General features: G+C 61.5%; 17 protein-coding genes. 14 read left to right on the forward strand and 3 right to left on the reverse strand.

The genetic code is table 11. The features are described from left to right. Position 1: 1 nt before the first annotated feature. Complete coding sequence (locus KQ940_RS01440; protein ID WP_217410967.1) at positions 2-331, reverse strand: hypothetical protein; 330 nt, start codon at positions 329-331, stop codon at positions 2-4. A gap of 165 nt (positions 332-496) precedes the next feature. Between KQ940_RS01440 and parC the strand changes: the two genes are divergently transcribed. Beyond that, on the forward strand, positions 497-2788 hold the full coding sequence (gene parC / locus KQ940_RS01445) for a DNA topoisomerase IV subunit A (protein WP_217410968.1): 2292 nt from the start codon (positions 497-499) through the stop codon (positions 2786-2788). Between the two features lie 25 nt (positions 2789-2813). Here parC and KQ940_RS01450 read toward each other — a convergent pair whose 3' ends face one another. Next, positions 2814-4700 carry a hypothetical protein gene (locus KQ940_RS01450; protein WP_217410970.1) on the reverse strand — a complete coding sequence of 629 codons (1887 nt, stop codon included), beginning with the start codon at positions 4698-4700 and terminating at the stop codon, positions 2814-2816. A gap of 176 nt (positions 4701-4876) precedes the next feature. On the opposite strand from KQ940_RS01450, the gene KQ940_RS01455 reads away from it, so the two are divergent. The 13 genes from KQ940_RS01455 (at position 4877) to lipA (ending at position 16754) form a co-directional block, all read left to right on the forward strand. Next, positions 4877-6133: a glutamate-5-semialdehyde dehydrogenase gene (locus tag KQ940_RS01455; protein ID WP_217410971.1), complete on the forward strand. Its 1257-nt coding sequence runs from the start codon at positions 4877-4879 to the stop codon at positions 6131-6133. A 3-nt stretch (positions 6134-6136) separates the two neighbouring features. Next, entirely contained in the window at positions 6137-6784 is a 648-nt protein-coding gene (gene nadD, locus KQ940_RS01460) for a nicotinate-nucleotide adenylyltransferase (RefSeq protein WP_246589607.1), read from the forward strand. A 39-nt stretch (positions 6785-6823) separates the two neighbouring features. Next, positions 6824-7171, forward strand: a complete 348-nt coding sequence (gene rsfS / locus KQ940_RS01465) for a ribosome silencing factor (protein ID WP_217411301.1) — start codon at positions 6824-6826, stop codon at positions 7169-7171. A 3-nt stretch (positions 7172-7174) separates the two neighbouring features. Continuing rightward, a complete protein-coding gene (gene rlmH / locus KQ940_RS01470; RefSeq protein WP_217410972.1) occupies positions 7175-7642 on the forward strand; it encodes a 23S rRNA (pseudouridine(1915)-N(3))-methyltransferase RlmH in 468 nt (155 codons plus the stop codon). 25 nt (positions 7643-7667) lie between these two features. Beyond that, complete coding sequence (gene mrdA, locus KQ940_RS01475) at positions 7668-9551, forward strand: penicillin-binding protein 2 (protein WP_217410973.1); 1884 nt, start codon at positions 7668-7670, stop codon at positions 9549-9551. Then, complete coding sequence (gene rodA, locus KQ940_RS01480) at positions 9548-10690, forward strand: rod shape-determining protein RodA (RefSeq protein ID WP_217410974.1); 1143 nt, start codon at positions 9548-9550, stop codon at positions 10688-10690. The genes mrdA and rodA overlap by 4 nt, the downstream gene beginning before the upstream one ends. 78 nt (positions 10691-10768) lie before the next feature. Beyond that, complete coding sequence (mltB, locus tag KQ940_RS01485) at positions 10769-11779, forward strand: lytic murein transglycosylase B (protein ID WP_217410976.1); 1011 nt, start codon at positions 10769-10771, stop codon at positions 11777-11779. A 16-nt stretch (positions 11780-11795) separates the two neighbouring features. Next, positions 11796-12656 (forward strand): septal ring lytic transglycosylase RlpA family protein, encoded by an 861-nt coding sequence (locus tag KQ940_RS01490; RefSeq protein WP_217410978.1) that lies wholly within the window; start codon positions 11796-11798, stop codon positions 12654-12656. 77 nt (positions 12657-12733) lie between these two features. Next, the gene (locus KQ940_RS01495; protein WP_217410980.1) at positions 12734-13900 is read left to right on the forward strand and encodes a D-alanyl-D-alanine carboxypeptidase family protein; all 1167 of its coding nucleotides are present in this window, start codon (positions 12734-12736) and stop codon (positions 13898-13900) included. A gap of 68 nt (positions 13901-13968) precedes the next feature. Next, on the forward strand, positions 13969-14844 hold the full coding sequence (locus KQ940_RS01500; RefSeq protein ID WP_217410982.1) for a D-amino acid aminotransferase: 876 nt from the start codon (positions 13969-13971) through the stop codon (positions 14842-14844). After that, entirely contained in the window at positions 14844-15119 is a 276-nt protein-coding gene (locus KQ940_RS01505; RefSeq protein WP_217410984.1) for an HP0495 family protein, read from the forward strand. The genes KQ940_RS01500 and KQ940_RS01505 overlap by 1 nt, the downstream gene beginning before the upstream one ends. After that, entirely contained in the window at positions 15119-15772 is a 654-nt protein-coding gene (gene lipB / locus KQ940_RS01510; protein WP_217410986.1) for a lipoyl(octanoyl) transferase LipB, read from the forward strand. The genes KQ940_RS01505 and lipB overlap by 1 nt, the downstream gene beginning before the upstream one ends. A gap of 4 nt (positions 15773-15776) precedes the next feature. Next, on the forward strand, positions 15777-16754 hold the full coding sequence (gene lipA / locus KQ940_RS01515; protein ID WP_217410988.1) for a lipoyl synthase: 978 nt from the start codon (positions 15777-15779) through the stop codon (positions 16752-16754). Between the two features lie 121 nt (positions 16755-16875). On the opposite strand, the gene KQ940_RS22905 is transcribed toward lipA, so the two are convergent. Continuing rightward, positions 16876-17010 (reverse strand): hypothetical protein, encoded by a 135-nt coding sequence (locus tag KQ940_RS22905; RefSeq protein WP_281419164.1) that lies wholly within the window; start codon positions 17008-17010, stop codon positions 16876-16878. Positions 17011-17129: the final 119 nt, after the last annotated feature.

Here is a 17129-nt window from a genome sequence, read left to right on the forward strand (position 1 = left end):
CTCAATGTCCCGGGGTGGTGGCTTTCACATCCAGATAATCGCGCTGGATCACGGTTTCCAAGGCGTTGGCGGCGGTGACCAGCTCCTCGAAGGTTTCACGGCAGCGGCGCAACTGGTTGATCTGATCCTGACTCGGTACCGCGTTGGGGCTGACATTGGCGATATCGAGCAGCTCGCGCACATAGGCGGCGCGGGCGTGGGCGACCATGGTCAGCAGTGGCTTAAGGTCGGTCAGTGCGAGTTCGGGGAACTGGGGGTTGATGATCTCGCGGTTGATCTCGCGGCGGTGCTTCTCCAGCTCCAGCAGCAGGCGGTTATTGCTGATCGGCATTGCGGTTCTCCTTGCAACCTGTAACCCGGTGTCTCCAGATTAGCCTGAAACCGGGTAAAAGCGGTAGTGAATCAGCAGCTTGTGGCGGGCGTGGATGACGCCCTGCGGGCTAGATGGCATACTCGCGACATGCGTTACGAACAGGATGCCCGATAGGAAGCCTGAATGAGTGTAGAGACCACTGTGGAAAACGGGATCGAGAAGCTTTCGCTGCGGAATTTTACCGAGAAAGCTTACCTCGACTATTCGATGTACGTAATTCTGGACCGTGCCCTGCCGCATATCGGCGACGGCATGAAACCGGTACAGCGCCGTATCGTCTACGCGATGTCGGAACTGGGTCTCAAGGCCACGGCCAAGTACAAGAAGTCGGCACGTACCGTCGGTGATGTGCTGGGTAAGTTCCATCCCCATGGCGACTCCGCCTGTTACGAAGCGATGGTGCTGATGGCGCAGCCGTTCAGCTACCGCTACCCGCTGGTCGACGGGCAGGGCAACTGGGGCTCGCCGGACGATCCCAAATCCTTTGCCGCCATGCGTTACACCGAGTCGCGGCTGTCGCGCTACGCCGAGGTGCTGCTCAGCGAACTGGGCCAGGGCACGGTGAGCTGGGTGCCCAACTTCGACGGCACCCTGGATGAGCCCGAGGTGCTGCCGGCCCGGCTGCCCAACGTACTGCTCAACGGCGGTACCGGCATTGCGGTCGGCATGGCCACCGATATCCCGCCGCATAATCTGCGCGAAGTGGCCTCGGCCTGTATTCACCTGCTGGAGAACCCGGGCGCCGATGTGGCGCAACTGGCCGAGTTCGTGCCCGGCCCCGACTTTCCCACCGAGGCAGAGATCATCACCTCGCGTGAGGAGCTGCAGAAACTCTACCTGACCGGCCGCGGTTCGGTGAAGGCGCGTGCCGTGTACAGCCGCGAGGAGGGGGATATCGTCATCACCGCGCTGCCGCATCAGGTCTCCGGCGCCCGCGTGCTGGAGCAGATCGCGGCGCAGATGCAGGCGAAGAAGCTGCCGATGGTGTCTGACCTGCGTGACGAGTCGGACCACGAAAACCCGACCCGTCTGGTGATCGTGCCGCGCTCCAACCGCATCGATATCGAGCAGTTGATGGCGCACCTGTTCGCCAGCACCGACCTGGAGCGCAGCTACCGCGTCAACCTGAACATGATCGGCATCGACGGTCGGCCGCAGGTGAAGGATCTCAGACAGATCCTCACCGAGTGGCTGAGCTGGCGTACCGACGTGGTGCGCCGCCGTCTGCAGCACCGCCTGCAGAAGGTGATCGACCGTCTGCATATCCTCGAGGGCCTGATGGTTGCCTACCTCAATATCGACGAGGTGATCGCGATCATCCGCCACGAGGAGGAGCCTAAGCAGGAGCTGATGAGCCGCTTCGGTCTCAGCGATATCCAGGCCGACGCGATCCTCGACCTCAAGCTGCGCCATTTGGCGCGGCTGGAGGAGATGAAGATTCGCGGCGAGCAGGACGAACTGAGCGAAGAGCGCAAGAAGCTTGAAGCGATCCTGGGCTCCGACAAACTGATGCGCAAGCTGATCCGCGAGGAGATCGAGGCCGCTGCCGAGGAGTTTGGCGACGAGCGCCGCTCGCCGCTGGTGGAGCGCCAGGAGGCGCAGGCGTTCAGCGAGAAGGATCTGCTCAGTGCCGATCCGGTCACCGTGGTGGTCTCCAAGCAGGACTGGATCCGTGCCGCCAAGGGGCACGATATCGATGCCGAGGGGCTCAGCTACAAGGCCGGCGACGGCTTCAAGCTGGCCTGCAAGGGGCGGATGAACCAACCGACGATCCTGATCGACAGCACCGGCCGCAGCTATACCCTGGATACCCATACCCTGCCGTCGGCCCGTGGCCAGGGCGAGCCGGTCACCGGCAAGCTGACCCTGCCCAAGGGCGCGGTGATAGAGGGGTTGACCTGCGGTCGCGAGACAGACCAGGTGTTGATGGCCTCGGATGCCGGTTACGGTTTTGTAACCAGGATCGAGGATCTGAGCTCCAAGACCAAGAACGGCAAGGCGGTGCTGACTCTGCCCAAGGCGGCGCGGGTGCTGCCGCCGGTGCGGGTCAACGATCCCGACAGCGACCTGCTGGCGGCGATCAGCTCCAGCGGCCGTCTGCTGGTGTTCCCGGTGTCGGAGCTGCCGCAGCTCGGCCGAGGCAAGGGCAACAAGATCATCAATATCCCGTCATCCGCCGCCGCATCCCGCGAGGAGGTAATGGTGGCGCTGCAGACCTTTGCCCCCGGCGATACGCTGGTGGTGCACGCCGGGCGTCAGCATCTGAAGCTCAAGGGCAGCGATATCGAACATTATCGAGGTGAACGCGGGCGGCGCGGCAACAAGCTGCCGCGTGGCTTCCAGCGGGTCGACGGTATGGATGTGATCGCCGCCGACAAGAGCGACAAGGCTGACGACAAGGCGGTGGAAGAGTAATTCTGGAGTCGGTCAGGTGGGTGTCTTAGACGCCCGCCTGCTCCTCCCGGCTCTGCAGTTTGGCCAGCAGGTGGCGTGCCTGCTTCTCCAGCAGCTCCTGATAGGACTTGGCGATGCGGATCAGCAGCACCTTGTCCTCATCCTCACGGCGGATATCCGCCCCCTCCAGCAGCGTCGATTTCAGGTCGGGCGCCTCGGTCAGCGCGGTGTGGGTGATCAGCTCGTTGCTCTCGGTGGTGCGGGTCAGGAAGCGCGCCTCCTCCAGCATCCGTTCCAGCTTCTGGTGGTGGCCGCGCACCAGCGCCAGGTGCAGATTGATCACCGGTTTGAACTGGCGGATCCGCTGCTGGTTGTAGTGCCGATAAAGGTAGGTGAACAGCATCGACGCGCACAGCGCGTTGATGCCGTGGCCGTCGTTCTCCTTCGGGCTATCGAAAAACAGCCGCAGGTCGCCCTCGCGGGTGGGCTCGACACGACCGCCGTAGATGTGGGCGACCGAGTTGGCCAGGGTGCGGTAGGGCTTCATCAGCTGTAGACGCTCACCCTCCTCGAGGTTTTCCGAGTGGGCGCTGCTGGCGTCGATCAGGAACAGGTAGCCTGCATCATCGGCGCCGAGCATCAGCTCCAGCTCGTGCTCCAGCGTATACAGCCCCAGCTGCTCCTCGCGCGCACCCAAGGGCGGTACGATCGACAGCCGTGGGCGGGCAGACTCAGCATCGGAAACTGCATCAGTTTCGTTGTCGTCGAACTCGACCTGATCGCTGTCATCGATCTCCGGTGCAATCGCCTCGTCGCTGTCCGGGTCGCGGCTGGGCGATGGGGTAAAGCGTGGCATCCGCTCCTGGTCTCGGGACGGCCGGAGCAGTTCGACCAGCTCCCGATTGTCGTCGCGATCAGTGCCACTGTCGTCGGACTGGCTCTCGTCATTCTGCTGCGCGGAGGCTTCGCTGCTCAGGTATGACTCATGCTTGGTTGATTCATCCTCGCGGGAGGCAGTGAGCCCGCTATCGGGAGCCTGCTCTTCGGCGTCCAGAGACATGGGCGACTTGAGCCAGGTATCGACCTGAGGGGCCAGATCGACATCATCCTCGGGTTCCGGCTCTTCTGCTTCGTCGTAGCCCTCTTCCTCCTCCGTGTCGAAGGGGGGGATCTCCTCGTCTAGTTCGGGCTCCGGTTCAGCGGATGCCGGGTAGTCGATCTCCTCATTGAGGCCGGGGAGCTCAAACTCCTCTTCGCGGACCTGGGCGCTAGCGTTATCCTCCTCATCCAGATCCAGCGTCGGCAGTGCGTCGGGATCCTCCTCCCACTCGGTGACCGCTGCCGGCGAGGGTGTCACCGCGGGGGCGTTGGGTGTCAGGCTGGACACTATTTGCTGGAAATCCGCTTTGGGAGTGTCTGGTTGCTTTTCCGCTTTGGGGCGCAGGCGGATCCACAGGGTCAGCAGAGCGGCCGCGATGGAGAGCAGGGCCAGCAGACCCGCCTCGATCAGAATGTTCTTGAGCGGCGTCCAGGCGTAGCCACTGTCGATCCAGAGCGTCAATTCCCCCAGGGTCTCATCGCCGCGCACCAGTTCCAGTTTCTGCTCCAGACCGCGCTGTTCCCCGGCGACGGCAACCGGCAGTTTACGGGCATCGGTCAGATGCAGCCCGCTCACCTGGGGCTGCGAGTTAAGCTCGTTGAACAGGTAATTCAGGCTGATGCGATCATCCGCCAGCAGCAACGGCTGGATCACGATGGCGGTGCTGCGCGCCAGCGATTGGCCGTAACGACGCGCCTCCTGCTCGGCGCTGGTCTTGGCGATATACGCCAGCACGCCGGCACTCAAGGCGAGGCAAAGCATCAGTACCGCGGCAACGGGCAGCAGCTGGCGCAGGCTAACGGATTGTTGGGCGCTTGTTTTTGGGCGATCCATCTATACTCGGACTCGGTCGTTCCGCGGCCGGAAAATGATTGATAATCGGGCGATAATAGCAGGTAGCTTGAGGCTCTCACAGCCTGATGCAGTACGGCAATGACCGCCGCCCGCGGTAGCGCTATAATGTCCGGTCTAATCGCACCTTTAATCGCACCGACCCGGAACACAGTGGGATGAATGTAGCTGAGTATATGTCTGAATTGGGGCAGCGCGCGCGCGCTGCCTCCCGCCTGATGGCGCGTGCCGACACGGGGCGCAAGAACGCCGCGCTGGAGGCGATGGCGCGGGTGCTCGACGCCAGCCGCGACGTGCTGAGCGAGGCCAATCGCAAGGATCTGGACGCCGGCCGGGCCAACGGTCTGGATGACGCCATGCTGGATCGGCTGGAGCTGACCCCGGCGCGTATCGATACCATGATCGAGGGGTTGCGCCAGGTGGCGGCGCTGCCGGATCCGATCGGCGGCATCACCGACATGAACTACCGCCCGTCCGGCATCCAGATCGGCAAGATGCGGGTGCCGCTGGGCGTCATCGGCATTATCTACGAATCCCGGCCCAACGTGACCGTGGAAGCGGCCAGTCTGTGCCTGAAGTCGGGTAACGCCACCATCCTGCGTGGCGGTTCCGAGGCGATCCACTCCAACCACGCCATCGCCGCCTGTATTGCCGAGGGCTTGGCCGAGGCCGGACTGCCGGAAACCGCAGTGCAGGTGGTGGAAACCACCGATCGCGAGGCGGTCGGTGCGCTGATCACCATGCCCGAGTATGTGGACGTGATCGTACCGCGCGGCGGCAAGGGGCTGATCGAGCGGATCTCCCGCGATGCCCGGGTGCCGGTGATCAAGCACCTGGACGGTATCTGCCATGTCTATATCGACGACCAGGCGGATAAAACCAAGGCGCTGAATATCGCCATCAATGCCAAGACTCACCGTTACGGCACCTGCAACACCATGGAAACGCTGCTGGTGCACAGTGGGATCGCCCAGGAGGTGCTGCCGGAGCTGGCGGATCATTACGGCCAGCTCGGCGTCGAGCTGCGCGGCTGTGCGCAAACGCGGGAACTGCTGCCGCAGGCAATCGAGGCCACCGACGAGGATTGGGCCACCGAATACCTGGCGCCGATCCTGGCGATCAAGCTGGTGGCGGATATGGCCGAGGCGATCGAGCATATCAATCGCTGGGGCTCGCACCATACCGATGCCATCGTCACCGAGAACTACACCCGTGCCCGTGCCTTCCTGCGCGAAGTGGATTCCGCCTCGGTGATGGTCAACGCCTCGACCCGTTTTGCCGACGGCTTTGAGTACGGACTTGGAGCCGAGATCGGTATCTCCACCGACAAGATCCACGCCCGTGGACCGGTGGGGCTCGAGGGGCTGACTTCGCAGAAGTACGTGGTACTCGGCGATGGCCAGGTTCGGCAGTGATTGATGCCTGACAGCACGCCCTTTGTGTTCATGGGCGGGACCTTCGATCCCGTCCATAACGGCCATCTGCGCACCGCGCTGGAGATCCAGCAGTGGCTGGATATCCCCGAGGTGTGCCTGATTCCGTCGAAGATGCCGGTGCATCGTGACGAACCGGGCTGCAGCTCGGAGCAGCGCCTGGCGATGGTCGAACTGGCGGTGGCCGATGAGCCCCGTCTCTGTGCCGATGCCCGGGAGATCCTCTCCGACCAGCCCTCCTACACTTTGCTGACACTGGAGTCTTTGCGTGCGGAACTTGGGCCGCAGCGATCACTCTGTATGGTGACGGGGATGGATGCCTACCTTGGGCTGCCGGGTTGGCACCGCTGGGAAGATTTTCTCGATCTCTGCCACATCATCGTGGTGACCCGTCCCGGCTATGGCTTTCCGGACGACTCGCAGATGCGCCGTTTTTCCGATCGGCATGCGGCGCCATCGGTAGAAACACTGAAGCAGCTACCCGCCGGGCGGGTGCTGTTGCATGAACTGACCCCGCTGGGGATATCGGCGACACAGATACGTCGACTGATCGCCCAGGGCGACTCGCCCCGCTATCTGATGCCGGATGTGGTGTGGGACTATATACAAACTAACAAGCTGTATGGCTTTTAACCGTCTTATATGACCTCAAACAAAGGTACTGAAAACCCGATGCAGACCGATCAGCTGATCAACCTGGTGGAAAATGCGCTCGACGATATGAAAGCGCGCGATGTGGTGAAACTGGATGTGACCGGTAAATCGAGCGTCACCGATTACATGCTGGTGGCCAGCGGCACCTCGAAACGTCATGTGATGTCGGTGGCGCAGGAGGTAATCGACAAGGTCAAGGAAGCCGGCCTGCGTCCGGTAGGTGTCGAGGGTGAAAACGTCGGTGACTGGGTGCTGGTCGATCTGGGCGATGTGATCGTGCACGTGATGATGCCGGATGCGCGCAGCTTCTACGATATCGAGCGCCTCTGGTCTTTCGAAAGCGATAGCGAAGCGGCGGCCGAATAAGGGATGCGGATTCGCCTGATCGCCGTTGGCGGCAAGATGCCGGGTTGGGTCAGCGAGGGCTACGACGAGTACGCCCGTCGTCTGCCCGCCGATTTTCGTCTCGAGCTGGTCGAGCTGGCGCTGGGTCATCGCGGCAAGGGGGCCGATACGGCGCGGGCGATCCGCAGCGAGGGCGATGCGATGCTGGCGGCGATCCCGAAGGGGGATCGCGTCATCGCGCTGACCGTCGACGGCCGCACCTGGTCCACCGAGCAACTGGCGGAACAGGCCGAAACCTGGCGTATGTCCGGGCAGAACCTGTCGCTGCTGGTGGGCGGGCCGGATGGCCTCGACCCCCGTTGCGTGGCGGCGGCCGATCAGAAGTGGTCGCTGTCGGCGCTGACCCTGCCCCATCCCCTGGTACGTATCCTGCTGGCCGAACAGCTGTACAGGGCCTGGACCCTGCTGCAGGGCCACCCTTACCACAAGTAATCTAAGCCACAAGTAACGCGATCCGATGACACGCCCCGAGCGCCTTAAAGATTATTCGCAGGAGAGCATCACCTTCACCAGTCGCGCCATCGTCGCGATGGTGGTGGTTGTGCTGATGATGGCCGTGCTGGTCGGACGGATCTATTTCCTGCAGGTGATCGAGCATGACCGCTATGCGGCGATCTCCGAGAATAATCGCGTTCAGTTGCAACCGGTGGCGCCCCGTCGTGGCTTGATCTATGACCGCAACGGCGTATTGCTGGCCGATAATCGCCCCAACTTCAGCCTCACGCTGCTGAAGGAGGAGATAAGGGATATCGACGCCACCATTGCGCGTATCGGCGAGATCATCGAGCTTGAGCCCAGCGATATCGAACGCTTTCATCGGCGTCTGAATCAGCGCCGGCGGCCGTTCTCCTCGGTGCCGTTGAAGTTCAGCCTGACCGAGGAGGAGATCGCCAGGATCTCCGTCAATTACCACCGCCTGCCCGGTGTTCAGGTCGAGGCCGACCTGGTGCGCTACTATCCGCAGGGGCCGTCGCTGGTGCATGCGATCGGCTATGTCGGTCGCATCAATGAGCGCGAGTTGCAGACGCTGGATCCGGAAAATTACGCCGCCACCCATTACATCGGCAAGCTCGGCGTGGAGAAGTTCTACGAGTCGATGTTGCATGGCCAGGTGGGGTTCCAGAAGGTGGAAACCAACGCCCGTGGCCGGGTGCTCAGAGTGCTGGAAAGTCAGGATCCGGTACCCGGCGTCGACATTCAGCTCAATCTGGATATCAAGCTGCAGCAGTTTTCCGAGTCGCTGATCAGCGGGCGCCGCGCTGCCATCGTCGCCATCGAACCGAAAACCGGTGCCATCCTGGCTCTGGTCAGTACGCCGGGCTATGACCCCAATCTGTTCGTCACCGGTATATCGAGCAAGGATTATGCGGAACTGCGTGATTCGCTGGATCTGCCGCTGTACAACCGCGCCATCCGCGGCCGTTATCCACCGGGTTCGACGCTGAAGCCGTTTACCGCGCTGGCCGCCATCGACAGCGGCTCGGTGCCGCTGACACACACGGTATGGGACCCCGGTTTCTACCAGTTGAGCAAGGGCGGGCGGAAATACCGTGACTGGAAGCGTTGGGGGCACGGCACGGTGGATCTGGACCATGCCTTGGCGGAATCCTGCGATGTCTGGTTTTACGATGCCGGCTATAAAACCGGCATCGACAACATGTCGGACTACCTGGGGCGCTTCGGCTTCGGTCAGGTCACCAGTCTGGATCTGCCTGAGGCGGATCGGGCCAATCTGCCGAGCAAGGAGTGGAAGCGAGCGCGCTACAAGCAGGCCTGGTACCCGGGTGACTCGCTTAACCTGTCGATCGGCCAGGGCTATATGCTGGCCACGCCGCTGCAGCTGGCGACCGCCACTGCGGTATTGGCCAACCGGGGCAAGTGGATACGTCCGCGCATGATCAAGGGTGTCATGGGGGAGGATGGCGTACTGTCGATGCCGGAGCTGGAGGGGGTCGAGCCGTTGCCAGGGGATGTGCAGCTCAACCATCCCAACTACTGGGAACCGATAATCCAGGGCATGGTCCATGTGGTGCAGAGCAGCTATGGCACAGCACGTCGTGCGGCCGAAGGGGTGCCCTACACCATGGCGGGCAAGACCGGCACCGCGCAGGTGGTGGGGATCGCGCAGGATGCGCGCTACGATTCGGAAGCGCTGGAGGAGCGCCACCGTGACCATGCGCTGTTCGTGACTTTCGCCCCGGTGGAGGATCCGCAGATCGCGGTGGCGGTGGTGGTCGAGAACGGTGAGGGCGGTTCGAGTACCGCGGCGCCGGTCGCCCGCGAAGTGCTGGATGCCTGGTTGCTTGGTGATTACGACAATGCCCTGGAGAAAACGGAATGAGCTATCGCGACTTCCAGCGCACGCTATCCGATAGTTCTGCCCATCTGAGTCGGCCCACAGGTTTCTGGAGCTATACCCATCTCGATGCCTGGCTGCTGTTGATGCTGATGGCGTTGTGCGGATTCGGTCTGTTCGTGCTGTACAGCGCATCCGGGCGGGATGTGGGCTACGTGGAGCGCCAGGCGGTGCGCATGGCCGTCGGATTCTTCGTGATGATCGTGCTGGCGCAATTCCGCCCCCGCACTTTCGACCGCCTCGGCCCCTGGGCCTATGTGGCCGGGACCGGTCTACTGGTGGGCGTTCTGCTATTCGGCGTAGGCGCCAAGGGCGCGCAGCGCTGGCTCGAACTCGGTGGTTTCCGTTTTCAGCCGTCGGAGATCATGAAGCTGGTTCTGCCGATCACCGTGGCGGGTTTCCTCGCCCGCAAGGCGCTGCCGCCGACCTTCAGCCGGCTCGGACTGGCGTTGGTGATCATCGGTGTGCCCACCGTACTGATCATGAAACAGCCGGACCTGGGCACATCGCTGCTGATCGCCGCGTCGGGCGTGTTTGCGATCCTGCTCTCGGGCGTCTACTGGCGCTGGATCTTTCTTGCCGGTGCCGTATGTGCGGCGGCACTGCCGGGGCTGTGGATGGTAATGAAGGATTATCAGCGTCAGCGAGTACTCACTTTCCTTGATCCGGAGAGCGATCCGCTGGGCTCGGGCTGGAACATCATTCAGTCGAAAACGGCGATCGGTTCGGGCGGTTTGTCCGGCAAGGGGTGGTTGCACGGAACCCAGTCGCAGCTCGACTTCCTGCCCGAATCGCACACCGATTTCATCATCGCGGTGATCGGTGAGGAACTTGGCATGACCGGGGTGATCGTACTCTTAGCGCTCTACCTGCTGATCATCGGTCGCGGCATGGTGATCGCGGCGCAGGCGCAGGACAGTTTCTCCCGGCTGCTGGCCGGCAGTATTACACTGACCTTCTTCGTCTACGTGTTTGTGAATATCGGTATGGTCAGCGGTTTATTGCCGGTGGTTGGCGTGCCGCTACCGATGGTCAGCTATGGTGGCACCTCTATCGTGACGCTGATGTGCGGCTTCGGCATTCTGATGTCGATCCATACCCACCGCCAGATGCTGACACGGTGACAGGTTGCTCTCGGTGACAGGCGTACTGGGCGAAAGGCATAATTCACCCCATCGGGGATTCAACTCAGGAGTTGCAAAATGCGAAACCCAAAAGGTGCAAGGATCGCCGCAGGTGTTGCACTGATCGGTGCAATGTCGGTTGCTTGGCAGGGCAGTGCGGTGGCAGGCGCAAGCTATGCCGATCGTCCCGAAGCACAGGCGCTGTATGAGAAGCTGGAGAGCCAAGGGTTTGAGCATGACTACCTGCGTGCGGTGCTGGACGACGCGAAACAGCAGGAATCGATACTGAAAGCGATGTCACGGCCGGCGGAAAAGCGCCTCAACTGGGGTGAGTATCGCAAAATTTTTGTCGAGCCCAAGCGGATCGAGCAGGGCGTTGCGTTCTGGAAAGAGCATGCTGACACCCTGGCCCGTGCCGAAGCTGAGTATGGCGTGCCGGCCGAGATCATCGTCGCCATCATCGGCGTCGAAACCCGCTATGGCCGGATCATGGGCAGCTACCGGGTACTCGATGCGCTGGCCACGCTGGGCTTCGACTATCCCAAGCGCGGTGAATTCTTCCTTGGTCAGCTGGAGCAGTATCTGCTGATGACCCGGGAGGAGGGGATAGCGCCGGGCACGTTGAAGGGCTCCTATGCCGGCGCCATGGGTTTTGGCCAGTTTATTCCATCCAGCTTCCGTAACTTCGCCGTGGACTTTGACGCCGACGGCAAACGCAATATCTGGAACAACCCGGTGGACGCCATCGGCAGCGTCGCGCACTATTTCAGCGAACATGGCTGGAAAGCCGGCGAGCCGGTGCGTTCCAATGTGGTGATGGGGCAGCCCGCGCAGGAGGAGTGGATCAATGCCGGCCTGAAGCCTGAGGTGACGTTGGCGCAGTGGGCCGAGCGGGATATCCACACCCAGCGAGGGCTGGACCTGAACCAGCCGGCCACGTTGATGCGGCTGGAGATGGAGGATGGTGATCACTACTGGTTCGGGTTGCACAACTTCTACGTTATCACCCGCTACAACCACAGCCGGCTCTACGCCATGGCGGTATATGAGCTGAGCCGGGCGATCCGCGATGCACGTGGCAACGGCTGAAGGGGAAGATAGGCGAATGAGGCGTCTGCTACCGATTCTGTTGTTGACCGGGATCTCCGTGCTTGTCGGCTGCTCCTCCAAGGGCAAGCAGGAGGAGAACGCCGGGCGCTACTCGATGAAGCATGACCGCTATCCGGATCGTCCGGTGGATGTGTCCGCCGTGCCGGATGCGGTGCCGCGATACGAACCGAAAAGTCGCGGTGGCAACAAGAGCCCCTACCGGGTGCTGGGTCAAAGCTACTACGTGCTGGATTCCGCCAAAGGCTACCGTGAACGCGGTACGGCATCCTGGTATGGCGAAAAGTTTCATGGCCACCTGACCTCCAACGGCGAAACCTACGATATGTACAAGATGTCGGCGGCGCACAAGAGCCTGCCACTGCCGACTTTTGCCCGCGTCACCAATCTCGATAACGGCCGCCAGGTGATCGTTCGCGTCAACGACCGCGGCCCGTTCCATGACGATCGGCTGATCGATCTCTCCTACGCCGCGGCATCGCGGCTGGAGATGCTCGGCAAAGGCACGGCCAGAGTGGAGGTGGAGGCGATCGATCCAAGTGCCTGGGGCAGTGCTACCGTTCTGGCATCGGCGCAAACAGGCAATACGACCACAGGTTCCGCAACCGCTGCCAACGCCGATGCCACCGGACGCTTTCTTCAGGTCGGTGCTTACTCCAGCAATGGCGCCGCGCAGCGTGTGCAGAGTGAACTCCAGGCGACCAGCGATGGTGTCCCTGTGCTGGTGCGCGCCGTGGAGCGGGGCGGCAGTCAGCTCTATCGCGTGCTGATCGGACCGCTTCAGGGCAGTGCCGAGGATCTTATCGCCAGGGTACAGTCCGCGGGCCATCCGGCGCCAATCTTGGTAGACTACCCCTGATCTGATGCGGACAGGGAACGTTTGAGTATTCCGCCTGTCCACCTGTCGACGCTTTCAACTACCCGATGATGACCACCATGTTGCAGAGACTCTACCGCGCACAACTCTATCTTTTGTCACTCATAGCGTTCTCGTTGCTGACGCTGAAGGTTCAGGCTGCCGAGATGATCCCGGCGCCACCGCAGATCGCCGCGACCGCGTATCTGGTGATGGATGCCGACAGCGGCGAGATCCTTCTGGCCAAGGATGCCGACCAGCGTTTTGCGCCGGCCAGCCTGACCAAGATGATGACCAGCTATATCGTCGAGTACGAGATCTCCCAGGGCAATATTGCCGAAGAGGATATGGTACCGATCAGCGAAAAGGCCTGGCGTACCCAAGGCTCGCGCATGTTCGTGCGTGAGGGTACACAGGTGAAACTGGGCGATCTGCTGCAGGGGGTGGTAATCCAGTCCGGTAACGATGCCTCGGTGGCGCTGGCCGAGTATATCGCCGGTGGCGAGCGCGCCTTTGCCGATCTGATGAACCAGCACGCGGCCAAGCTCGGGCTGAAAAACACCCATTTCGAGAACGCCACCGGCCTGCCGCATGAGAATCACTACTCATCGCCACACGATCTGGCACTGATCGGCCAGGCGCTGATTCAGCGTTTTCCCGAGCACTATGCGATCTATTCGCAGAAGTATTTCACCTACAACAAGATTCGTCAGCCCAACCGCAACCGTCTGCTCTGGCGTGATGACAGTGTCGACGGCATCAAGACCGGGCATACCGACGAGGCCGGCTACTGCCTGGTAGCCTCGGCCAAGCGCGACGGCATGCGCCTGATCTCGGTCGTGCTGGGTACCAGCAGTGAAGAGGCGCGCGCGCAGGAAACCCAGAAGCTGCTGGCCTATGCGTTTCGTTTCTACCGTACGCACCAGCTCTACAAAGCCAACCAGGTGCTGAATCAGTCCCGTATCTGGGGTGGTGTCAGCGACCAGCTGCGCCTGGGATTGGATCAGGATCTGGCCGTAACCATCCCCCGTGGCCAGGTGGAGGCGTTGGAAGCCAATCTCGATCTGCAGGGCGTGATCAAGGCGCCGGTTGCCCGTGGTCAGCAGGTGGGGCGCGTGGTGGTCTCTCTTGATGGCAAAGAGGTGAAATCGGTACCGCTGGTGGCGCTGGATGAGATTCCCGAAGGTAGCTTCTTCAAGAAGATCTGGGATGAGATCCTGCTGTTCTTCACCAGCCTGTTCAACTGACTATCCATCTGAGCAGCTGCCGCACTACAATATTTCTCAGACAGTTCTGAGAATGGAGTCGGCGCGAAATGGCCGGTGATATCGTCTATCTGAACGGCGAGTTCATCCCTGCGAGTGAAGCGAAAGTCTCGGTGTTCGACCGGGGCTTTCTGTTCGGTGACAGCGTGTACGAGGTGATCCCCTTCTACCGAGGGGTGGGCTTTCGCCTCGAGCAGCACCTCAAACGTCTGCGTCACAGCCTGTCGGCACTGCGTATCCCGCTGGAAAAGGAGTGGCAGGAGATGCTCGACGAGCTGGTGCAGCGCAACGGCGGCGGCAACCTGTCGGTCTATCTGCAGATCACCCGCGGCGATGCCGGTCGTCGAACCCCGGTGTATGACGAATGGATGCAGCCGACGGTGTTCGCCTGCTGTAATCCGATCCGCAACATCTATGCGGCGGGTGCGGACAACATCGCCGGTATCCGTGTCATCGTCACCGCGGATCTGCGTTGGCACCGCTGCGATATCAAGGCCAACGGCCTGCTGCCCAATATACTGGTGCTGCAGCAGGCGCGCGAAGTCGGCGCCGACGAGGCGCTGATGCTCAGGGATGGCGTGCTGACGGAGGGGGGCTCCTCCAATCTGTTTATAATCAAGAATGGGGTGATCTTCACCCCGAAACTCAGTTCCGAAATCCTCGGCGGCACCACCCGTGAGCTGGTGCTGGAGCTGGCCCGAGAGGCCGGCATCCCCTATCAGGAGACGGATCTGGGCTATGAACAACTGCTCGCGGCGGACGAGGTGTGGATATCCAGTTCGACGCGTGCTGTATTGCCGGTGCTGGAGGTGGATGGGCAGCATATCGGAGGAGGCATGAAAGGCCCGCTCTGGTTGAGGATGTATGAGCTGTTCCGCCAATTTCACCATCAGTTGATGACCGGAGAGATGACTGGAGATAAGTAATGAGCGATATGCCAGAAGCACCCAAGATCGAGTTCCCCTGTGAGAACTACCCGATCAAGGTGGTTGGCCACAATGAAAACGATTTTCGCGGTTTCGTCATCGAGACCGTGCAGATCCACGCCCCCGACCTGGATATCACCCAGGTCACGGTGAATGAAAGCCGCACCGGCAAGTATCTGTCGGTGCGACTGCAGATCACGGCGACCGGGGAGGAGCAGCTGAAGCGCCTGCACGAGGACCTCAAAGCCTCCGGACGCGTGCAGACGGTACTCTGATGTCGGTCGCCGATCAGCTTATTGTCCGTAGCCTCGGCCTGCAGCCCTATGAGCCGACCTGGCGGCGGATGCAGGCGCTCACCGCTGAGCGCAATGAACAGACTATCGACGAGATCTGGCTGCTCGAGCATGAGCCCGTGTTCACCCAAGGCCAGGCCGGCAAGCTCGAGCATCTGCTCGATCCCGGCGATATCCCGGTGATTCAGGCGGATCGTGGCGGCCAGGTTACCTACCACGGCCCCGGCCAACTGCTGGCCTACCTGATGATCGACCTGCGCCGGCGCAAGCTCGGTGTGCGCGATACCGTCAGCCTGATGGAAAATGCGGTGGTCAGGGTGTTGGCCGATTTCGATATCCAGGCTTACCCGAAACCCGATGCGCCCGGCGTCTATGTCGATGGCGCCAAGATCAGCTCCCTGGGCTTGCGGGTGCGTCGCGGTTGCACCTTTCATGGCTTGGCGTTGAACCTGGATATGGATCTGACGCCCTTTCTGCGCATTAACCCCTGCGGTTACGCCGGCTTGCAGATGACGCAACTGAGCCTGCTCAGGCCCGAAGCCGATATCGCCAGCGTCCCCGAACGGCTGTTGAATTACTTGATCGATCAGATCGGGTATACTTCTGTTTCTCGAACAACCAGTTGGAACGATTAGTAATATGGCAGACTCCAGCGATAACAAACCTCAGCGTGCCGAACAGGGCGTCAAACTGCGTGGCGCAGACAAGGTTGCGCGTATTCCGGTCAAGGTGATCCCGACCGAAAAGGATGAGATGCCGCGTAAACCCGACTGGCTGCGCGTGCGCATGGGGAACAATGCCGAGGTTAAACGGATCAAGTCCAAGCTGCGTGAACACAAGCTGGCGTCAGTCTGCGAAGAGGCCAGCTGCCCCAATCTGGGCGAGTGCTTCAGCCACGGTACCGCCACCTTCATGATCATGGGTGATATCTGCACCCGTCGCTGTCCGTTCTGCGACGTGGCCCATGGCCGTCCCAACGAGCTGGCCAAGGACGAGCCGCGCGAGCTGGCCGAAGCGATCGCCGATATGGGGCTGCGCTACGTGGTGATCACCTCGGTGGATCGCGACGACCTGCGTGACGGCGGTGCCCAGCACTTCGCCGACTGCATCCGCGAAACCCGCGAGCGCTGCGCCAGCATTCAGATCGAAACCCTGGTGCCGGACTTCCGCGGCCGCATGGATATCGCGCTGGAGATCCTGGACCAGACCCCGCCCGACGTATTCAACCACAACCTGGAAACCGTGCCACGGCTATACAAGCAGGTGCGCCCCGGTGCCGACTACGCCTGGTCACTCGAACTGCTCAAGCGCTACAAGGCGCTGCAACCCAACGTGCGCACCAAATCCGGGCTGATGGTCGGCGTCGGTGAGAGCAACGAGGAGATCGTCGAGGTGCTGAAGGACCTACGCGCGCACAACGTCGATATGGTCACCATCGGCCAATACCTGCAGCCGAGCCGCAGCCACCTGCCGGTGGATCGCTTCGTTACCCCCGACGAGTTCAAGGAGTTCGAACGCGTTGCACATGGCCTTGGCTTTACCCATGTCGCCAGCGGTCCGCTGGTACGCTCCTCCTACCACGCCGATCTGCAGGCAAAAGGGGAGAAGGTGGGCTGAAGTAAACGTTGTTGCTGGGTCCAAACATCACTGAGGTGCACCGGTTCGTGTAATCTCCAGCAGCCGGTGTCCCAACTGCTGGATATGCGGCTCGCTGGTCGTGTGATGGTCGGAGTCTGCGTCAACCGGCGCTTTCCTGGGTCAGTCGGTCGCGCTCCTCTTCCTGGGCGATCCAGGCGGAAAGCGCCTGCCCTGCGTTGCACTCCTTGAATACAGTAGGGATATACCTGCTGTGGCTGTCTTTTTTCCTACCCAAATATCAGATTCGCCTGATTTACAGATTCCGGCAGGACTGTATCCTCGAATGTGTATGTCATTCGGTACAGATAGGTTGCATAGGCACGCCCTGTGCCAGGGTGCCCCGACATGCCACAC

The sequence above is a fragment of the Marinobacterium ramblicola genome, from assembly GCF_019084545.1.
Lineage (GTDB): Bacteria > Pseudomonadota > Gammaproteobacteria > Pseudomonadales > Balneatricaceae > Marinobacterium_D > Marinobacterium_D ramblicola.